The organism is Nonomuraea sp. NPDC050680, assembly GCF_040654555.1.
Taxonomy (GTDB): domain Bacteria; phylum Actinomycetota; class Actinomycetes; order Streptosporangiales; family Streptosporangiaceae; genus Nonomuraea.
The window spans coordinates 169,645-189,398 of sequence record NZ_JBFAIF010000014.1; the positions used below are offsets into that span (position 1 = coordinate 169,645).

17 protein-coding genes are annotated in these 19,754 nt (G+C 69.4%); 8 read left to right on the forward strand and 9 right to left on the reverse strand.

Annotated elements, in window-relative coordinates; all coding sequences use genetic code 11:
* Positions 1-33 precede the first annotated feature (33 nt).
* Positions 34-975, forward strand: coding sequence for a SpoIID/LytB domain-containing protein (locus AB0H88_RS35770; protein ID WP_357652394.1), 942 nt, complete (start codon positions 34-36; stop codon positions 973-975).
* A gap of 44 nt (positions 976-1,019) precedes the next feature.
* Here AB0H88_RS35770 and AB0H88_RS35775 read toward each other — a convergent pair whose 3' ends face one another.
* The 5 genes from AB0H88_RS35775 to AB0H88_RS35795 all read right to left on the reverse strand — a co-directional run bounded on the left by AB0H88_RS35775 (position 1,020) and on the right by AB0H88_RS35795 (position 6,076).
* Entirely contained in the window at positions 1,020-1,526 is a 507-nt protein-coding gene (locus AB0H88_RS35775) for an NBR1-Ig-like domain-containing protein (RefSeq protein ID WP_357652396.1), read from the reverse strand.
* Positions 1,527-2,941: 1,415 nt separating this feature from the next.
* Positions 2,942-3,538, reverse strand: coding sequence for a response regulator transcription factor (locus AB0H88_RS35780; protein WP_357652574.1), 597 nt, complete (start codon positions 3,536-3,538; stop codon positions 2,942-2,944).
* Positions 3,538-4,638 carry a sensor histidine kinase gene (locus AB0H88_RS35785; RefSeq protein WP_357652398.1) on the reverse strand — a complete coding sequence of 367 codons (1,101 nt, stop codon included), beginning with the start codon at positions 4,636-4,638 and terminating at the stop codon, positions 3,538-3,540. The genes AB0H88_RS35780 and AB0H88_RS35785 overlap by 1 nt, the downstream gene beginning before the upstream one ends.
* A 38-nt stretch (positions 4,639-4,676) precedes the next feature.
* Positions 4,677-5,366 (reverse strand): ABC transporter permease, encoded by a 690-nt coding sequence (locus tag AB0H88_RS35790; protein WP_357652399.1) that lies wholly within the window; start codon positions 5,364-5,366, stop codon positions 4,677-4,679.
* Positions 5,363-6,076 (reverse strand): ABC transporter ATP-binding protein, encoded by a 714-nt coding sequence (locus AB0H88_RS35795; RefSeq protein ID WP_357652401.1) that lies wholly within the window; start codon positions 6,074-6,076, stop codon positions 5,363-5,365. The genes AB0H88_RS35790 and AB0H88_RS35795 overlap by 4 nt, the downstream gene beginning before the upstream one ends.
* A gap of 332 nt (positions 6,077-6,408) precedes the next feature.
* Here AB0H88_RS35795 and AB0H88_RS35800 point away from each other — a divergent pair, with 332 nt between their 5' ends.
* From AB0H88_RS35800 to AB0H88_RS35825, 6 genes are read left to right on the forward strand one after another with little or no spacing between them, the layout of a single operon-like run.
* Positions 6,409-7,425, forward strand: a complete 1,017-nt coding sequence (locus tag AB0H88_RS35800; protein ID WP_357652403.1) for a LacI family DNA-binding transcriptional regulator — start codon at positions 6,409-6,411, stop codon at positions 7,423-7,425.
* A 31-nt stretch (positions 7,426-7,456) separates the two neighbouring features.
* A complete protein-coding gene (locus AB0H88_RS35805; RefSeq protein WP_357652405.1) occupies positions 7,457-9,061 on the forward strand; it encodes an FAD-dependent oxidoreductase in 1,605 nt (534 codons plus the stop codon).
* Positions 9,062-9,081: 20 nt separating this feature from the next.
* A complete protein-coding gene (locus tag AB0H88_RS35810; protein WP_357652407.1) occupies positions 9,082-10,344 on the forward strand; it encodes a sugar ABC transporter substrate-binding protein in 1,263 nt (420 codons plus the stop codon).
* Position 10,345: 1 nt separating this feature from the next.
* Positions 10,346-11,287: a sugar ABC transporter permease gene (locus AB0H88_RS35815; RefSeq protein ID WP_357652409.1), complete on the forward strand. Its 942-nt coding sequence runs from the start codon at positions 10,346-10,348 to the stop codon at positions 11,285-11,287.
* Positions 11,277-12,107 (forward strand): carbohydrate ABC transporter permease, encoded by an 831-nt coding sequence (locus AB0H88_RS35820; RefSeq protein WP_357652411.1) that lies wholly within the window; start codon positions 11,277-11,279, stop codon positions 12,105-12,107. The genes AB0H88_RS35815 and AB0H88_RS35820 overlap by 11 nt, the downstream gene beginning before the upstream one ends.
* 2 nt (positions 12,108-12,109) lie before the next feature.
* Positions 12,110-13,975 carry a hypothetical protein gene (locus tag AB0H88_RS35825; protein WP_357652413.1) on the forward strand — a complete coding sequence of 622 codons (1,866 nt, stop codon included), beginning with the start codon at positions 12,110-12,112 and terminating at the stop codon, positions 13,973-13,975.
* A gap of 45 nt (positions 13,976-14,020) precedes the next feature.
* On the opposite strand, the gene AB0H88_RS35830 is transcribed toward AB0H88_RS35825, so the two are convergent.
* Together AB0H88_RS35830 and AB0H88_RS35835 are read right to left on the reverse strand one after the other, a co-directional pair.
* Entirely contained in the window at positions 14,021-14,944 is a 924-nt protein-coding gene (locus tag AB0H88_RS35830; protein WP_357652415.1) for a M23 family metallopeptidase, read from the reverse strand.
* A 226-nt stretch (positions 14,945-15,170) separates the two neighbouring features.
* On the reverse strand, positions 15,171-16,136 hold the full coding sequence (locus tag AB0H88_RS35835; RefSeq protein WP_357652417.1) for a DMT family transporter: 966 nt from the start codon (positions 16,134-16,136) through the stop codon (positions 15,171-15,173).
* A 155-nt stretch (positions 16,137-16,291) separates the two neighbouring features.
* Here AB0H88_RS35835 and AB0H88_RS35840 point away from each other — a divergent pair, with 155 nt between their 5' ends.
* Positions 16,292-17,137 carry an AraC family transcriptional regulator gene (locus tag AB0H88_RS35840; protein ID WP_357652418.1) on the forward strand — a complete coding sequence of 282 codons (846 nt, stop codon included), beginning with the start codon at positions 16,292-16,294 and terminating at the stop codon, positions 17,135-17,137.
* Between the two features lie 55 nt (positions 17,138-17,192).
* On the opposite strand, the gene AB0H88_RS35845 is transcribed toward AB0H88_RS35840, so the two are convergent.
* Together AB0H88_RS35845 and speB are read right to left on the reverse strand one after the other, a co-directional pair.
* On the reverse strand, positions 17,193-18,785 hold the full coding sequence (locus AB0H88_RS35845) for a thiamine pyrophosphate-binding protein (protein ID WP_357652420.1): 1,593 nt from the start codon (positions 18,783-18,785) through the stop codon (positions 17,193-17,195).
* The gene (gene speB / locus AB0H88_RS35850) at positions 18,782-19,714 is read right to left on the reverse strand and encodes an agmatinase (RefSeq protein WP_357652421.1); all 933 of its coding nucleotides are present in this window, start codon (positions 19,712-19,714) and stop codon (positions 18,782-18,784) included. The genes AB0H88_RS35845 and speB overlap by 4 nt, the downstream gene beginning before the upstream one ends.
* Between the last annotated feature and the right edge of the window lie 40 nt (positions 19,715-19,754).

Here is a 19,754-nt window from a genome sequence, read left to right on the forward strand (position 1 = left end):
CCCGCGACCCGCTGACATGAGAGGAAGACACCTGTGCCTTCACGAACTGTACGGCTGATCTCGGGGCTCACCACCGCGGTGGCACTCGGCGGAACCATGCTGACCACCGCGACGCCCGCCTCGGCGGCCAGCCGCGACGGCGTCTGCGACACCGGCGAGTTCTGCTACTACTTCAACAGCAACAACCAGGGATCGGTCTCCGACTTCACCACTTCGATCCCCGACTACTCCACCACGCAGCCCAGCTGCTATGACTTCAAGGGCTCCGGCGCGGGCAAGGGCAAGTGCATCAAGAACGCCGCCGCCTCCGTCTGGAACCGCAGCAGCAAGAAGGTCCGCGTCTACTTCAACACCGGCCTCACCGGCACCTACCAGGACTTCGCCCCAGGCGCCAAGGCCAACCTCAACTCCACCCTCAAGAACCAGAACGCCTCGCACGAGTTCCTGGGCAGCTCCCTACCGCCGACCCAATGCAAGACCGACGGCACGGACAGCAAGCTGCCCACGACGATCCTCGTGTACCGCGAGTCCCTCAATCGCGTGGAGCGGGTGGACTTCAAGACCTACGTCAAGAACGTGCTGCCCAACGAGTGGGTGACGAGCTGGCCGAGCGAGTCCCTCAAGGCCGGCGCGATGGCCGTGAAGAACTTCGGCTGGTACTGGGCGCTGCACTCCGCCAGTAAGACGCCGAGCGGCCAGTGCTTCGACGTCTATGACCACACCTCCAGCCAGGTGTACAAGCCCGGCTCCGCGAAGGCGGTGACGAACGCCGCGGTGGACGCGACGTGGGGCACCCGGCTGACGCGCAGCGGGAAGATCTTCCGGGCCCAGTACTGCTCAACGACGACGGCGTGCGGTAACTGGGTCAACGGCGACTGGATGTCGCAGTACGGCTCTCGCGACAAGGCCAGAGCGGGCTGGAGCTACTCCAGGATCCTCAAGGACTACTACACGGGGATCGTTCTCGGCTCCTGACCCCCGAGACCATGGTTCCCCGCCGTGTTCCACACGGCGGGGAACTATGGTGTGTCGACGATGATCTGAAAGTTGATCGGCCGGCTTCCGGGGAAAAGGACCGTTCCCGATGCGTCCACCATCTTGAATCGCACGTAGCACAGGCCCGGCTTGCTCGGCGTGGTGACGACGGTCTGGATGTCGACCATCTCGCCGGGTTGCGTGTCCTTGATCGGCACGTGGGGAATGGTCTGGCACTGATCGGCTTGCTGCGTGACGTCGAGGCGCCGCAGCGAATATCCCTTCCACGGCACGGTCCCGGCGTTCTTGAGCCGCCAGATCTTGGTCACGGTCTTGCCGGTGCCGACGCGCGTGCAGTCGGAGTAGGTAACGTCCTCGATGAACACGACCGCGTCGCCCTTGTGCAGCGGCGGGGCCGAGGGCGGGTTGGTCGAACGCACCGGGCACTCGGCTGGGGTCAGCACGGCCATCGCTGAGGTGCCGGACAGGTTCGGGCCGTGTTGTTCGTCGGGTGTGGAGCCGCGATTGACGACGGCCACGATGACGGCCACCGACCCCATGGTGACGGCCGCTGCCGCGAACGCGACCGGGCGGATCCAGCGTGATCGCCCTCGTCTCCTGGGCGCGGCGACCTCGCCCAGGAACTCGCCGGGCGGTGGCGGCGGTGCCGAGATCTCGCCGGTCGGCCACCCGTTGGCGAGCTGCTTGGTATGAAGTTCGGCGGCGTCTGAGACTCCGGCAGACGGACGGTCCACCGAGGTGCCCGGGCGAATCGAAAGATCTCCGGCGCTCGCCGATCTGACCGCCAGGTTCGCTCGCTCCCAGCGTTCGCGGTACGCGGCCGGGTCCGCGCCGCACACCTTGAGGAACTCGACGGTGGTCTCCCAGCTCGGGAGCCGGTTACCCTTCGTAGCCTCGTGTAGCGTTGTGTGGGAAATCGCTCCCGACCGGCCGGACATTTCCCGGAAAGGTGGGTTGCCAACCGAGGTGCGCAGTTCCCGAAGGGTCGCCGCGAAGTCCTCGATTGCCTCCGTCCGTACCCGAGTGTCGTCCATCGTGTGAAGCTAACAGCACCCACGGTCTTCACTCAACCGAAACGGCCGAGTCCAGTGAGGCGAGGCTGGAGAAGGCCACCTATAACTCGGCCGCTATTCGCACCATTCGTTCGTTCTGCCCGGCCGGCACCGCGCCGACGAGCCGGCCGATAGACGGAGGCGGCGGCGGACCGCTCGAATACGGTGCGCAGCATGATCGCCACCCAAGGTGTCGGGCCCGCGTCCAGCGGGAAGGCCGGGCCCGCCGGGGCCAGGGCGTCCTCGACGTACTCCCCGACAGCAGGAGCAATTCCCCTTCATCCCCTTCAAAGGGAGTCCGACATGCGGGGAGTCTGACCTGATATTTCCATGTTTCCGACAATCCGCGTCAACGGCACCATGACCCGTGCGCTCGCGTCCAAGGGGACGGCGTGCGGGTGATCAAGGATAGCCCTGATCTGGTACGAGTTAGAGTCAGGTGACAGGATACGGACGCTCCGTAATCCTGCCATTCGCATATTCGGACACGTAAAGCCGCGCCGACTTGACGGCTGCTGTAATCACCTATAGCAGACATACCGGCAACGGACGGCAATTTCCCATCCAGCGGATAGTCCCTCAAATCAAGCCATCGGCTCATCAAGCCGGCGAGCACGGAGAGTTACCACCGGCTATGATCTCCAGACCGCCTGCGCCATCAGCGGATCTGCGGTCTGTACCCCTCCACAGCCGGGTACCCGTCCTCCAGCCAAGCGCACATCCGCCAGTTGGCCTCCCACAGTCGCTCCCGATCCAGCGTGAACAGCGCATAGGTCGTTCGCGTCGGTGTAGGCCGCGTACGCGGTGGTCCAGGCGTTGAAGGCTTTGATGAGCCGATCGTCGGCGTTCGCCAAGGAGACGCGCAGCCGCTGGTCGCTGAATGACAGATCGCGTTAGAGGAGCCCCCGCTCCATGGCCACCACGACCGCCGCCGCCCTGGTCTCGACGCCGAGCTTGGCGAAGACGTGCTTGAGGTGCGTCTTGACCGTGGTCTCGCTGATCAGCAGGGTTCTCGCGATCTCCTTGTTGGCCGCGCCCCGCGCCACCAGGCGCAGCACCTCCAGCTCGCGCGGGCTCGGCTGCTGCGCCGCGGGCCCGCGGATGAGCGCGGAGGCGATCGACGGCGCCAGGACCGCGCCGCCCGCGGCGGCCGTACGGACCGCGCGGTGCAGTTCCTCGCGCGGCGCGTCCTTCAGCAGATAGCCCGCCACCCCGGCGGCCATGGCCCGGGTCACGTCGGCGTCGGTGTCGTACGTGGTCAGCACGATCACCTTGATCTCCGGGTGGTCCACGCGCAGCCGCTCGATCGCGCCCACGCCGTCCAGACCGGGCATGCGCAGGTCCATGAGTACGACGTGCGGCCGCGCTCGCCTGGCCATGGCCAGCGCTTCGAACCCGTCGGACGCCTCGGCCACCACCTCGATGTCGTCCACGTGGTCGAACATGCCGCGCAGCCCGTCGCGGACCACCGGATGGTCATCCACGATCATCAGCTTGAGGGGATGCGCAGGCACAGTGCCGTCCCCTCTCCCGGCGCCGACTCCACCGTCAGCGTTCCGCCCACGCCGCGGGCCCGCTCACGCATGGCCGCCAGCCCGTAACCGGAACCGCGCGCGCCCGGGTCGAAGCCCCTACCGTCGTCGAACACGTCCAGCATCACCTCGTCGTCCATGTACGTCAGCGTGATCGCCACCCGGCCCGCCCGCGCGTGCTTGGCCGCGTTGGACAGCCCCTCCTGTGCCGCGCGCAGCAGCGTGGCGCCCACCTCGCCGGAAAGTGGCCGGGGCGTGCCCTCCACCGTCACGGTGACGCTCACCCCGGACGTACGTGACCACCGCTCGGCCACCCGCGCCAGGGCGGCGTCGAGGCGCGCGTCCCGCAGGGGCCCCGGCCGCAGCGCGTCCACCGAGCGGCGGGCCTCTTGGAGGTTGTCGCGGGCCAGTTCCTTGGCCAGCGCGATCCTCCTGCGTACGACGGGCAGGTCGGGTGTGCCCGGCCCGGGCATGGCCTGCTCGGCCGCCTCCAGCTGGGTGATGATCCCGCTCAGCCCTTGGGCGATGGTGTCGTGAATCTCTCTGGCCAGTCGGGCCCGCTCCTCCAGCACGCCGAGTGCCTTTGTCTGCTCGCTCTGGCGCAAGAGGTAGGTCAAGAACATGCCGATCGCCACCACCAGGCCGCAACTCCCGGCGAGCCGCCACAGGGCGTCGGGGTCGTCCAGGTAGCCCCTGGCCGCGAACGTGCACAGGATCGTCGCCACAGCCCCCGCGTACGACCACGGGATGGGCAGCATCACGTACGGCTGGGGCATCAGCCCGAAGATCACCATATCGAAGGAGCGGTCGGCGCGCACCAGCGCGACGTACAGGGCGCAGAGCACGGCCAGGTGCAGCGCCATGGGACGGAGCCGGCCGAGCAGGTGCGGCCGGCGGACGACGAAGAACCAGTGCCAGCCGGCCAGCGACGCGAGCACCACCAGGGTCAACGGGGCCGGGCTCTTGCGCTCGCCGAACGACAGGATCAGCCCCAGCGCCAGGCAGGCGTAGTACTGCAGGTGGAAGGCGCGCACCCAGCGCGCCTCCCAGACGTTCACCCCGTCACTCCCCCCACCCCGCCACTCCTCCCGCTCCGTCACTCCCATCGGAACAGCGCCGCGGCCACCGCCGTGCCCGCCACGATTATCCCGGCCAGGATCATCATCGGGAAGAGGGCGGGGACGCCGGTCCAGGCGGCGTTCAGCACGTCCACGCCGGGGGTCAGCGGCAGGAAGTCGCCGATCACGCGCAGCGAGTCGGGTAGGGCCTTGCGAGGCACGGCCGCGCCCGCCAGGAAGACCATCGGGAACATGACCAGCATGCCGATCAGGCTCGCGCCCCTGGTGTTGCGCACGATCGCGGCGATCACGAAGCCGAGCGCGGAGACCGTCACCGAGCACAGCAGGAAGGCGACGGTCAGCAGAGGCACGTTCGCGGGCGGCCGCGCGCCGAACGCCACGATCGCGGCGACCACCAGCAGCGCCGAGCCGACCAGGGCCGCGGCGACCTGCGCCACCAACTGGGCGCCGAGCAGCAGAACCGGGGAGATCGGCGTGGTCGCCAGCCGCTTGAGCACCTTGCGCTCGCGGTAGGCGGCCACGATGCCGGGCAGAGCGCCCATGCCGCCGATGGCCGCGATCATCGCGATGTAGCCGGGGACCGCGCCGCTGTCACCGCGCTTGAGCACCAGGAGCATCAGCGGGAAGGCCATCATGAAGAACACCGAGGCGGGATCGCGCAGCAGCAGCCTCAGCTCGATCGTGGTGAGCGCGGTGAAGGCCTTCATTTGTCCGCTCCTTCCAGGGCGAAGTACGCCTCTTCCAAGCTGGCGGTGCCGGTCCGGGCAATGATCTCCGCCGGGGTGCCCATGGCCCGGATCCGCCCGCGGGCGAGGACGGCCAGGCGGTCGCACAGGGCCTCGGTCTCGTCGAAGTAGTGGCTGACCAGCACCACGGTGGTGCCGGAGGTCTTCAGCTCCTGTACCAGCCGCCAGGTCTCCCGGCGGGCGATGGGGTCCAGGCCGGTGGTCAGCTCGTCCAGCACGACCACCTCGGGGTCGCCGACCAGGGCCAGGGCGAGCATCAGCCGCTGCTTCTGCCCACCGGACAGGTCGCCGTACGCCTTGCGCGCCAAGGGGGTCAGGCCCCAGCGCTCCATGACCTCCCGCCAGTCGGCGGGCCGGCGGTAGAAGGAGGCGAAGGCGTGCAGCGCCTCGGCGACCTTGATCCGCTCCGGCAGCGCGCTCTCCTGGAGTTGGGCGCCGATGCGCTGGGCCAGGGCCCGGCGCCGGCGCGCGGGGTCCTCGCCCAGGACCCGCACGCTGCCGCCGTCGGCTCGCCGCAGCCCGAGGAGGCATTCGACGGTGGTGGTCTTGCCCGCCCCGTTGTGCCCGGCGATGCCGAAGGTCTCACCGGCGTGGACCGTGAACGTGACGCCGTCCACGGCGTTGGTGTCCCCGTACGTCTTGCGCAGGTCTGTCACCTCGATGGCTTCCATGCCTCAAGGCTCCCGTCGGGGCGGGCCCCGCGACATCGCCCATCACGCCGTCCCGGCATCCTCCATCCGGGTGATGCGTGGCGGGGCCGCCGGTTCCTGAGCGGCGACTCCTCGGTCCGGCTTTCTGTCCGTTCGCGAACAATGGTCCCCCAAGGCCAGGTCAGATACCGGGGGCGGGTTGTGGCGGCGTTACTTGGCGTCGCCACACCTGCGAGGACCAACGTCGCTGATAATACGAATTACTTCAGCTATTACCCCTTGACATCCTCTTATGTCCGGTTTCACAATGACCGAACTAATGCGCATTAGCAGGACGATGGGTGATACGCACAGTGACTGGTTCAGGGCGGCGTCTGACGCAGCAGGACATCGCGCGCATGACTGGCGTGAGCCAGACGACGGTGTCACTGGTGCTCAACGGCAGGGCCGACGGCGAGGTGCGGATCTCGCCCGAAACCCGCGACCGAGTACTCCAAGTGATCAGGGAGACCGGATACGTGGCCGACCCGGCGGCGCGCGGGCTCGCCGAACGGCGGAACCGGATCTACGGCGTGTTCACCTACGAGGCCGTCTTCCCCGCGGAAGGTGCTGATTTCTATCACCCGTTCCTGGTCGGCATCGAGGAGTGTGCCGAGGAGGCGGGCTGTGATCTGCTGCTGTTCACCAGCGCCAAGGTGGAGCAGGGTGAGCGGCGGCGGATCTTCAGTGGGGAGAGCCGGATTCGGCTGGCTGACGGATGCGTCCTGCTCGGCCGGACGATCGACCGGGACGATCTGTCTCGGCTGCTGACCGAAGGCATCCCGTTCGTTTCGGTCGGCCGCCGCGACGACGCCGGCGGGCCGGTTCCCTACGTCGGAGCGGACTACCCGCCGACGGTGCGCGCGCTGGTCGAGCGGGCGGCGGCGCTCGGGCACCGGCGGATGGCCTATGTCGGAGCGGGGAAGGGCGCGGAGTCCTTCGCCGACCGGCTGCGTGGTTTCACCGAAGGTGTGGCCGCGACCGGTGTCGAAGGGCTGCACCTGACGACCGTGGACGGGCTGTTCGACTCCGGTGCGACCGCGGTGTTCGCCGAGGAGCTGGCCGACGGGGCGGCCATCGTCGAGCTGGCCCGAGCCCGTGGCCTGGACGTGCCGCGTGACCTGTCCATCCTCGCGCTGGGCGCGTCCACCAGGCCGGTGTCGACCGACATCGACTTCGCCGGATTCCGCATTCCCCGGCGGGAGATGGGGCGCAGGGCCGTCGAGCTGCTCACCGGGGTGCTGGAACGTGGTGGCATTCCGCAAGAACTGCTGGCGTGCGAGTTGGTCGAGGGATCGACGCTGGCACCCGTACCTAACGCAGAGCGCTGACATCCGTACTTGAGGAGAGGTAATACCCCACGTGGTTGAGATATCGGCAGACGCGCTCGTCGTCGGCGGCGGCCTGGGCGGCGTGGCCGCCGCGCTGGCCCTGCTGCGGGCCGGGCGCTCGGTGGTGCTCACCGAGGAGTACGACTGGCTGGGCGGACAGCTCACCAGCCAGGCGGTGCCGCCGGACGAGCACACCTGGGTGGAGCGGTTCGGCGTCACGGCGAGCTACCGCGCGCTGCGCGACGGCATCCGGCGCTACTACCGCGACCACTACCCGCTGACCGAGCGGGCGCGGGCGTGGCGGGAGCTGAACCCGGGCGGCGGGCACGTCAGCAAGTTGTGCCACGAGCCGAGGGTCGCCGTCGCGGTCATCGAGGCGATGCTGGCCCCGTACCGGGGGTCGGGCAGGTTACGAGTGCTGCAGCCGTACCGGCCGATCGGGGCCGAGGTGGACGGCGACCGCGTCACCGCCGTGCGGCTCGCGCACCGCGACGGGGGCGAGGAGATCACCGCGGTGGCGCCGTACGTGCTGGACGCCACCGAGACCGGCGAGCTGCTGCCGCTGGCCGGAGCCGAGTACGTGACCGGGTTCGAGTCGCAGGACGAGACCGGTGAGCCGAGCGCCCCGGCGACGGCGCAGCCGATGAACATGCAGGCCGTGTCCGTGTGCTTCGCGATCGACCACGTGGACGGCGACCACACCGTGGACAGGCCCGCCTCGTACGACTTCTGGCGCGCCTACCAGCCGCCCTTCTGGGGTGACCGGCTGCTGTCGTGGCGCTGCCCGAGCCCGCGGACGCTGGAGATCATGGAGCGTTCCTTCACCCCGAACCCGGGTGACGATCCCCGCCTGGTGGAGGCCGACCAGCGGGTCAATCCGGGCGACGGCAACCTGTGGACGTTCCGCAGGATCGCCGCCCGTGACAACTTCCTGCCCGGCACCTACGACAGCGACATCACGCTGGTCAACTGGCCGATGATCGACTACCTGGAAGGGCCGATCATCGACGTGCCGGACGCCGATCGGCACCTGGCGGCGGCCCGCGAGCTGTCGATGTCGGTGATGTACTGGCTGCAGACCGAGGCCCCCCGCCACGACGGCGGCACCGGCTACCCCGGCCTGCGGCTGCGCGGCGACGTCACCGGCAGCGCCGACGGGCTCGCCCAGGCCCCCTACATCCGCGAGTCCCGGCGCATCCGGGCCCTGACCACCGTCACCGAACAGGACCTGTCCATGGCGGTACGCGGCGACAAGGGCGCCGCCTCCTATCACGACTCGGTGGGCGTGGGCATGTACCGCATCGACCTGCACCCCTCGACCGGCGGCGACAACTACATCGACGTCGCCTGCTCCCCGTTCGAGATCCCTCTCGGGGCGCTGATCCCGCAGCGGATGACCAACCTGCTGCCCGCCTCCAAGAACATCGGCACCACCCACATCACCAACGGCGCCTACCGTCTGCACCCGGTGGAGTGGAACGTCGGCGAGGCGGCCGGCGCGCTCGCCGCCTTCTGCCTGGACCACGCCACCACGCCGCACGCCGTGCGCGCGGACGGGCGGCTCCTGGCCGACTACCAGCACCGGCTCGGCCGCGACGGCGTGGAGCTGCGCTGGCCCGACGTCACCGGTTACTGACGCCATAAGGAGAATCCCCCATGAATGCACCCGGGAAGCTGGCGGCCCTCACGCTGACCGCCCTCCTCACGGTCACCGCCTGCGGCGGCGGCGACGCCGCGCCGGCCGCGAAGGGCCCACAGCCGCTGCGCATGTCGATCTGGACCTCCAACGAGGCCCACCTGAAGCTGTTCAAGGAGATCGCCGCCGAGTACCGCAAGTCCCACCCGCAGGTCGGCGAGATCACCTTCGACCCGATCCCGTTCGAGAACTACACGACCACGCTGACCACGCAGATCGCCGGCGGCAATCCCCCCGACCTGGCGTGGATCCTGGAGAACTCCGCTCCGGACTTCGTCGGCTCCGGCGCCCTCGTCCCGCTCAAGAGCAAGATCGAGAAGGCGGACGAGCTGGTCCCCGCCGCCACCCGGCTGTGGGAGCGCGACGGCGAGCTGTACGCCTACCCGTTCTCCACCTCGCCCTTCGGCGTCTTCATCAACACCGACCTGGTCAAGGCCGCGGGCCAGAAGACGCCGCGCGAGCTGATCAAGGCGGGCCAGTGGGACTGGGAGCACGCCAACGAGATCAACAAGGCCGTCGCGGCGAAGGGCAAGAACGGCCTGACCATCCTCAACTTCGACTACAAGGCCTGGGACAACCTCGCCACCATCTGGCAGGGCTGGGGCGCCAAGGCGTGGAGCGACGACGGCGGCACCTGCCAGTTCAACGCTCCCGAGATGGTCGAGGCCATGACGTTCGTGCACAAGGCGATCTTCACCGACAAGTCCATGCCGGGGCCGGGCACCGCCGTCGACTTCTTCTCGGGCGACACCACGATGGCCGTGGCCCAGATCTCCCGCGCCGCCATGCTGAAGGACGCGACGTTCAAGTGGGACCTGGTGCCACTGCCCGCCGGGCCGAAGGGCAAGTACGCGGTCATGGGCCAGGCCGGGATCGGCGTGCTGAAGAAGTCGCCGAGGGCTGAGCAGGCCACCGACTTCCTCGCCTACTTCGCCAACGCCGCCAACTCCGCCAAGCTCGCCGCGTACTTCCCGCCCGCGCGTAGCTCCCTGCTGAACGCCGACACCATGGCCAAGACCAGTCCCATGCTGAACAGCGACCAGCTCCAGGAAGTGGTCATCGACGGCATCGAGAAGGGCGTGGTCAAGCCCAGCCACACGGGACAGGCTGAGCTGGCCCAGACCGCCAGGGCCGCACTCGACCCGCTGTGGAAGCCGGACGCCGACGTCAAGGCGGTGCTGGACGGCGTGTGCGCGAAGATTCAGCCGTTGCTGGGCGGATGACGTGACGGTGACAGATCTCGGCAACCGGGTGGCCGAGCGCGCCGCCACCCGGCCCCGCCGCTTCTGGACCATCCCCCGGCGCGACGCCCTCGTCGGTTACCTGATGATCTCGCCGCAGCTCGTCGGAAGCGCGCTGTTCGTCCTGCTGCCGCTCGGCCTGGTCATCTACTACAGCCTCCAGGAGTGGAACGTGCTGGCGGGCACGTTCGAGTTCGTCGGGGGCGACAACTACGCCAAGCTGCTCGCCGACCCGAAGATGGGGCAGGTGCTGACCAGCACCGCGCTCTTCTCGGTCGGCCTGGTCGTGCTCAACCTCGCCCTCGCCCTCGCCTTGGCGATTCTGCTGAACCAGCGGCTGCGCGGCACCACGTTCTTCCGGACGGTCTTCTTCTCGCCGGTGCTGGTGTCGCTGGTCGCCTGGACCATCGTCTGGCAGTTCCTGCTCCAGCAGGACGGCGGCATCAACGGCGTGCTCGGCGTGGCGGGCGTGAAGGGTCCCAACTGGCTGCGCGGCGAGACCACCGCCCTGCTGTCGGTCGTCGTCGTCCAGGTCGTCAAGAACGTGGGGCTCAACATGGTCCTGTTCCTGGCCGCGCTCCAAGGGGTGCCGCGCCAGCTGTACGAGGCGGCGGAGCTCGACGGCGCCGGCGCCTGGACCCGGTTCCGGCGCATCACGGTGCCCCTGATCAGCCCGACGATCCTGCTCACCTCGATCGTCACCGTGGTCGGCTCGCTGCAGGTGTTCGCCCAGATCGCCGTGCTCACCCAGGGCGGGCCCGGCATGTCCACCACCGTCCTCGTCTACTACCTGTACCAGCAGGCCTTCCAGTTCCGGCACCTCGGCTACGGCGCCACCCTGTCGGTCCTGCTGTTCCTGATCGTCGCGGCGCTGACGTTGCTGCAGTGGCGGCTGCGCCGGAAGTGGGTCTTCCATGAGTCGTAGGGTCAAGCTCGCGCTGTACGCGCTGCTGTGCGTGTTGTGCGTGCCGTTCGTCTTCCCGACCTGGTGGATGGTCACCTCGTCGGTGAAGCCGATCAGCGACATCTTCGCCTTCCCACCCGCGCTGGTGCCCTCCAGGTTTGACTTCTCCACCTATGGCCGGGTCTTCGAGCTGCAGCCGTTCGGGCAGCAGTACCTCAACAGCCTCTACATCGCCGCGGTGGTGACCGTCGGCACGATGGCGGTGGCCGCGATGGCCGGCTACGCCTTCGCCCGCGTCCGCTTCCCCGGCCAGAACGTGCTCTTCCTGGTCGTGCTCGTCGGCCTGCTGATCCCCAGCGAGGTGACGATCGTCCCGCTGTTCCAGATGTTCCACGCGTTGGGGATGACCGACACGCACTGGCCGCTGATCCTGGTGCCGATCCTGGGCGCGCCCAGCGTGCTGGCCACGTTCATCATGCGGCAGTTCTTCATCACGCTGCCCGGCGAGCTGGAGGAGGCCGCCAGGGTCGACGGGCTCGGCCGCTTCGGCACCTTCTGCCGGGTGGCGTTGCCGCTGGCCAGGCCGGCGCTCGGCGCCGTCGCCATCTTCACGTTCCTGCACTCGTGGAATCTGTACCTCGAACCGATCGTGTTCCTGTCGACCCCGTCGAAGTTCACGCTGCCGCAGGCGCTCACCCAGTTCGTGGACGCCTACGGCTCGCCCCTGTGGAACGTACAGCTGTCCGCCGCCACGATGACCGCCCTGCCCATCCTGGTCGTCTTCGTGCTGGCCCAGCGTCAGTTCATCGAGGGGCTCGCGCACACCGGTCTGAAAGGCTGATCATGCTCTCTCGCCGCACCCTCCTCCGCGCCACCGCCCTGCTCCCGGTCGCCACCCCCCTGCTCGTCCCCGGCACCGCGTTCGCGGCGGTTCCCGGCCTGCCGCCGCTGTCCACCCTGAATCGCGCGTCGTTCGCCCCCCAGGAGCAGCGCTTCGCGTCGTACCTGGCCACCCTCGCGCCCATGGTCAACGACATGGACGACAGCGGCTTCTTCGCCGGTGGCTGGTGGCGCTCGCCGGCGGCGTCGTACAACGCCCGCGTGCAGGAGCACGTCTTCACGCTGGCCTGGTTCTACGCCAACGCCCGCCCGTGGAACCCGTACGCGGGGAACGCGAACCTGCTGGCCGCGCTCGACGCGGCGATCGGCCACTACCTGTCGCTCCAGCACCCCGACGGTTCCTTCCCCGAGTACAGCCGCAACGAGCACGGCCTGGCCCCCACCGGGTTCGGCATCGGCTATCTGGCCAAGACCCTGCGGATCCTGCGCGCGGCCAAGGTGCTGCCCGCACGGCAGACCCAGCTCACCGCCGCGTTGCACACGGCCATGACCTGGTTCCTGGACCCCGCCAACCACAGCGTCTGGCAGGAACCCCTCAACTACGCCAACCAGACCACCTCGGGTCTGGCCGGGGCCGCGCTCGCGCTCCAGCTCGACCCCGACCCCGCGCTGGCCAAGGGCCTGACCGAGGCGTTCCCCCGGCTCGCCGCGACCGGCCTGAGCACCGTCGGCTTCTTCCACGAGAAGGGCGGCCACGACATGAACTACAACTTCGAGGTCATGCTCCCCGAGATGGCCGATGCCTACCAGCAGACCTCGGACCCGAATCTGGTGAACATGGCCCGCGCCTTCACCGGCTTCCTGTCCTACAACCTGCTGCGCGAACCCGACGGCGCCGGGTACATGGTCAACGTCGCCCCCTCCACCCGCACCAGCGCCCGCTGGTACGACGAGGTCCGGCCCGACCCTGACAGGACCGCGCTCAACTGGACGTTCATCCGCCAGGTGCCGCTGCTGTCGGCCTTCCTGACCGCCCGCGAGGACCTCGCCGAGGCCCGCGCCGCCTGGGCCAGGTCCACCGAGCCGGTGACGCCGCTCGCCAAGCAGGACACCTCACCGCGCATCCTCACCCACGGCCTCTACGACGAGGGGTTCCCCAGCAGACGGCAGCGGGCCGCCGCCATCGCGGACCTGCCCTACCTGCGCTCCGACAACTTCGTCGAACTGCGCAAGGACCGCGGCCAGGACTTCCTGTACGTCCGCAAGCCCGGCCTGTACCTGGGCGGCTACTTCGGCGACCGCGCCTCTCTCGCCCGCACCGGCCTGACCTTCCTGTGGCATCCCGAAGCCGGAACGATCATCTGCGGGCTCAACGACAACAACTACGCCTGCTGGGCCACCGTCTTCCCCGGCCAGGCGCCCGACTCCAACGGCCCCCTGCCCGCCACCTACTTCCAGGGCGCCCCCGGTGGCAAGGAGTGGACCGGCGGCCCGCCTCCCGCCGCCTTGGGCATCCGCTACGGCAACGCGAACGTCACCACGGACGTCCTGGTCACCCGCCGGACGATCCGGCGCACGGTCAAGGCGAACGCCGCCGCCACCGAGCAGATCCCCCTCGTCCTCCATCCCACGGACGTCCTCACCTTCACCAACGGCACATCGGCCACGTTCGGCGGCTCGACCACGGCCACCGCCGACGGCTTCGACATCCGCCGGGGCCGCACCACGATCCGTTTCCGCTGGGGCACCGCGCTGGAGGCGACCGTCGCGGCCGGCGGCGTGCGCTACTTCCGCGACGGCGCCCGCCGCTTCCATGCCCTCCGCATCCCGCACCAGGGCACGTTCGACCTCACGGTCATCGTGGGCTGACACGACTGACGGGCCGGGGTCCTCCGGCCCGTCAGTCCAGTGAGGCTAGTCGCAGTGTTCGAAACCGCTGGTGTACGTGCTGCTGCCGACCGAGCCGCCCCACTTGACGCACTTTCCGGAAGCGGCAACCTTGACCGGTCCCGCGTAGTACTCGAAGCTGCCCGAATCGGTCTTCCTGCTCGCCCCTTGCGGCTCCAGGAAGGCCGACACCGCCGACGCCTTGCCGAGGCTCGTCGTCTTCAGCGTCGCGACGCAGTTGGTGCCGTTGCCCGAGTTGTACAGCAGATAAGTGCGGCCACCCGTCAGGGCGGCCGAGTCGATGACCGCGAACCCGCTGCCGCAGACGCTCTCGGGGGTGTTGGGGTTGGGGGTGGGGGTGCCGCCACCGCAACCGTTGGTGCTCTTGATGGCCTTCTTCTGGCCCAAGGACACGGTCACGCCCTCCACGGTCGGGCTGGTGTCCATCGCGCCGGAGGAGGTGCGCTGTTCGTAGTGCAGGTGGGGAGCCTTGGAGCCGCCCGTCGAGCCGACGGTCCCGATCACGGTGCCCTGGCTGACGGTCATGGAGCTGCCGGCCGACTTCACCTGGGTCGCGAGGTGGGCGTACCGGGTCCTGGTGCCGTCACTGTGACGGATCTCCACCCACCTGCCGTAGCTGGTGCTTCCCGCGTTGTAGAACGTCGCGGTGCCCGCGGCGGTGGCCCGTACGGTCTCACCGTTGATGGGATCGCTTCCGTAGTTCTGCCAGTCGATGGAGCCCGATGGGTTGTGGGCGGGGGTCCCGGTCCAGTTGTTGGCGTTGAAGGTCTTCCCACAGTTGAACGGGCTCTTGTGGGACACGGCCATGACGCTGGTGCTCTGCGCTGAGGCGGCCTGGGGAATCAGCGCCGCCGCCGCGAAAGTGACCGACGCGGCAAGGACGGCGAATCTAAGGGTCTTCGGCCAGGTCGGCCTGCCGATTGCGAACATGCTCACTTCTCTCTGAACAAGTGCGTATGGGGGGAGACGCTTAGGCGCTCAGTTCCTTGCTGCCGAGAGCCCTGTGGGGACAGGACTACCTCGGCGACATGGTGATCCCGTTCTATCGGAAGGGAAGGCCGCCTATAGGGCGAACCCGAAGCAGAAGTTAATCAAGGGGCCCGCATATCACTCGCATATCCCCCGCATAGCGGAGCGGCGTCATCATGCGGCGCGATTACGGGGTGGGTTGCCGAGCGGCCGTGTCGGGTCGTCGCACCCGGAGTCTGCCCTGGGTGACGGCGAGGACCGCGCCGACGAGGAGCACGGCCGCTCCCGTGGCCTGCACCGTATCGAAGGATTCACCCAGGAACACGGCCGAGCACGCGGTCCCGACAACGGGCACGACGAACATCATGATGGACGCCGACGCGGGACCCACGGCGTGAATGCCCCGGTAATAGAGCAGGTTCGCCACCGCGGTCGGGCCGAGCGCCACGAAGACCACGTTCAGCCAGACATAGGCGGGCACATCATGCCAGGCGACCTCGGCGGCCGCCGGCGCACTGTAGATCGCCAGCAGCACCGCCCCGCTCAACGTCGCGTACGTCGTCGCCTTGAGCGGCTCGATGCCGGCGAGCACGCGGCGGCCGGACAACGTGAACGCCGCCCAGCAGCAGGCGCTGAGCAGGAACAGCAGATCACCGATGAGCCGGGCCTGGCCCGCGCCCGCGACTCCGGCCGAACCCGCGAAGAAGATCAGCGCGCCGACCGCTCCGGTCGCCAACCCGGCCACCCGCGCGACCGACGCGTTCTCCTGCCGTGTGATCAGCAGAAAGGTGGTGGTCAGCACGGGACTCATGACCGGGACGATGACGCTTCCGTCGATCGCCGGCGCCAGTGACAGCCCCCAGAAGAAGAGCAGGTTGTAGACGAACACCCCGATCACGCCCGCCCCGGCGGCCCGTGCCCAGTCCCGCGGCGACGACCGCCGGCGGGCACCGCCGCGCTGCCGGGACAACCGCAGAGCGATCAGGAGTGCCAGAGCTCCACCGCCGAAACGCAGCGTCGCGACCACGGAGTGGGGCAGGTGATCCACGATCACCTTGGAGCTGCTGAAGCCGCTTCCCCACAACAGCATCGTCATGGACAGCAGCAGGTAGGGCTGGGTCCTGCCCACGCCACTCGTTTCCGTGCCTGCCATGGGGAACCTCCGCAACGCGTCTTTCCGCGCCCTGGGACCGAGGAGGCGGGCGCGACAGCAGCGACCATCCTGCGCTCCAGGCGAGGGGCGGGTCTTGTACGCTCGTGCGCCGCGAGCCGCACGCACATCCGCGGCCGGAACGAGGTGATGACGAGATGACCGGCAGAGGCCACACGGCCCGGGAGTGGACCAGCTACTGGCGCTCGGCCGAGATGCCGCTGGAGGCCATGTACGCGCGCTTCCTCAGCCACCGCTATCACCGCCACAGCCACGAGACCTACTCCTTCGGTGTCACCGAGCAGGGCGCGCAGACCTTCACCTGCCGCGGCGCCGGGCATACGAGCGCGGCCGGGATGGTCATGGTGTTCAACCCCGACGAGGTCCACGACGGTCATGCGGCCCACGAGCTGGGATTCACCTATCGGATCGTGCACATCGGCCAGGAGCTGATCACCGGCGTCCTCGCCGACGTGAGTCAGCGCCCCGCCGGATTGCCGCTGTTCGCCAGCCCGGTTCTCAACTCTCCCGCCCTCGCGACGCGACTACGCGACCTGCACACCGCGCTGCTGGGCGGCGCCGACCCGCTCGAGCGCGACGAACTGCTCTCCGGCACGATCGCCGCCCTCGTACGCCTCACCGCGCGCAGACCCCCCGAACCACCCGCCGCCCCCCGCGCGGCCACCACCGCGTATCTCGCCGCGAAGGCACGCGAGCTGATCCACGACTGCTACACCGAGCCGATCAACGCCGACGACCTCGCGGCATGGACCGGCGTCAGCCGGTACGCCGTCTATCGGGCCTTCCGCACGACCTACGGGCTGGCGCCCAGCGACTACCAGCGCCAACTGCGCCTGCGTGCCGCTCGCCGCCTGCTCGCCCGGGGACGGCCCGCGGCCCGGGTCGCGAGCGAGGTGGGATTCACCGACCAGGCCCATCTCACTCGCTGGTTCACCCGCTCGTACGGCGTCACGCCCGCCCAATACCGGCTGGCGAGAGACTGAGGCTCCCCACTTAGGTGCTTGGCACTTAGGTGCTTGGCATTTAGGTGCTTGGCATTTAGGTGCTAGCGAACATGCGGGGATTGGCGCGCAGGATCACGACGTTCGGGCCCGGCTCGGCCAGGGCGTCGGCGAGCTCCTCGGCCAGGGACGCGGGCGTGGCGAGGCGGGCGGGGACCCCGAACGACGCGGCCAGGGCGGCGAAGTCCGGCCTGACCAGTTCGGTGCCGGTAGGAGTGCCGAACGCGCCGGTCATGTAGTCGCGCAGGATGCCGTAGCCCCCGTCGTCGACGATCAGCCAGGTGACGTCCAGGTCGTGCTGGCGCATGGTGGCGAGTTCCGCCAGGCCGTACATCGCACCGCCGTCGCCCGAGATCGCGAGCGTGCGCTGTCCGGAGGCCGCCGCGCCGACCGCGGCGGGCAGTCCGTACCCGAGGCCGCCCGCGCCCTGCGCCGACCACATGTGGCCGGGGAAGGCCGACCATGCCCAGTAGGTGAGGATGGTCATGTCCCAGAACGACAGCACGTCGGACGGGATCGACTCCAGGAGCGCGAACTCCTGCTCGTGGCCGCTGAGCCGGTCGCGCACCCGCCGCAGCACGTCCGCCACGGCCGCCTCCGCGCGCCCGTCGCCTTCCCTGGGTCGCACCGCCTCGGCGAGCGCGCCCAGCGTCACCTTGGCATCGGCGTGTACGGCGAGCGAACCGCTCGTGTTGGCGTCCAGCTTGCCGGGGTCGGCCTCGATGTGGATGACGCGGCCCCGCGGGCGCATCGTGTGGTAGTTGCTGGACAGCTCTCCCAGCCCTGAACCGGCGACCAGCAGCACGTCCGCCTCTTCGAGGAAGTCGGTGACGAAGCGGTCCTCCAGCCACGACCGCAGCGACAGCGGGTGCTCGTGGGGGAAGACGCCCTTCGCGGCGAACGTGGTGGCCACCGGCGAGCGGAGCCGCTCGGCCAGGGCGAGGAGCTCCGGCCCCGCCCCGGACAGCGCGACCCCGCCGCCGGCCAGGATGACGGGGTTCGACGCGGCGTCGAGCGCCTGTACGGCCTGCCGTACCAGCTCGGCACGGGGCTGCGGCGTGCGCGGACGCACGCTCAGGTCGGCCACCACCGGGATGTCCGTCGGCGCGAGCAGGATGTCCTGCGGAATCTCCACCCACGCGGGACCTTGTGGCACGCTGAGCGCCGCCTCCCAGGCCAGGGCCAGGGCGGAGGGAATCTGTGCGGCCGCCCGCACGACCTGGACCGAGGTGGCCACGCCGCGGAAGGAGGCCGCCTGGTCGGGCAGCTCGTGGAGGTACCCCTTCCTGCGGCCGCCCAGCCCGTCGGACGGGATCTGGCTGGAGATTCCGACCACCGGCGCGCAGGCCAGGCGCGACTCCATCAGGGCCGGCAGGGTCGCCAGCGCGCCAGGGCCGGTGGAGACCATGAACGGGGTCACGGTCCCGGTGGCCCGCGCATGGCCGTCGGCGGCGAAGGCGACGCCCAGTTCGGTACGGCAGCCGACGTAGCGCAGCGGCGAGCGGCGCAGCGCGTCGAACATGGCGAGCGCGTGCTGACCGGGCTCGCCGAACACGGTCGTGGCGCCGAGCGCGACCAGGGTCTCGGCGACCAGGTCGCCCCCGGTCCTCATGCCCGCTCCGGTTCTCATGCCCGCCTCCCCAGCGCGAACAGGCTGATCAGGTCGTAGGCGACGTGCGCGGCCGCGACCGCGGTGATCTCGGCGTGGTCGTATGCGGGGGCCACCTCCACCACATCGGCGCCGACCAGGTTGCAGCCCGACAGCCCGCGCAGGATCTCCAGCAGCTCGCGGCTGGTCAGCCCGCCCGCCTCCGGGGTACCCGTGCCCGGGGCGTGGGCGGGGTCGAGCGCGTCGATGTCGACGGAGATGTAGAGCGGGCGGTCGCCGATCCGCTGGCGCAGGGCGTCGGCGATCTCGTCGGGGCCGCGCCGCATGACGTCGGCCGAGGTGACGATGCCGAAGCCGAGCCTGCGGTCCTCGTCCAGGTCGGCCTTGCCGTACAGCGGCCCTCTGATGCCGACGTGACTGAGCGCCTCGGTGTCGAGGATGCCCTCCTCCACCGCGCGGCGGAACGGCGTGCCATGGGTGTACTCGGCGCCGAAGTAGGTGTCCCAGGTGTCCAGGTGGGCGTCGAAGTGCAGCAGCGCCACTGGTCCGTGCTTGCGGTGTACGTCACGCAGGAGCGGCAGCGCGATGGTGTGGTCGCCCCCGATGGTGACGAGCTTGGCGTCGAACTCCCCGGCGGCCTGCTCGATCGTGTCGATGGCCTGGCCGATGTCGAACGGGTTGCACGCGATGTCCCCGGCGTCGGCGACCTGTAGGTCGGCGAACGGCGAGACGTCCAGCGCCGGGTTGTACGGCCTGATCAGCTTGCTGCCCTGACGCACTGCGGCCGGGCCGAAGCGGGCACCGGGACGGTAGGAGACCCCGCTGTCGAACGGCACGCCCACGATCGCGACATCGGCCCGCTCCACTTGGTCGAGGCGGGGCAACCGGGCATAGGTGTCGGGCCCCGCGAAGCGTGGCACCTGCGAGGCGTCGACGGGTCCCTGAGACATGAAACTCCCCTGTGAACAGCGCGTTTCCGGATAAAAGCGG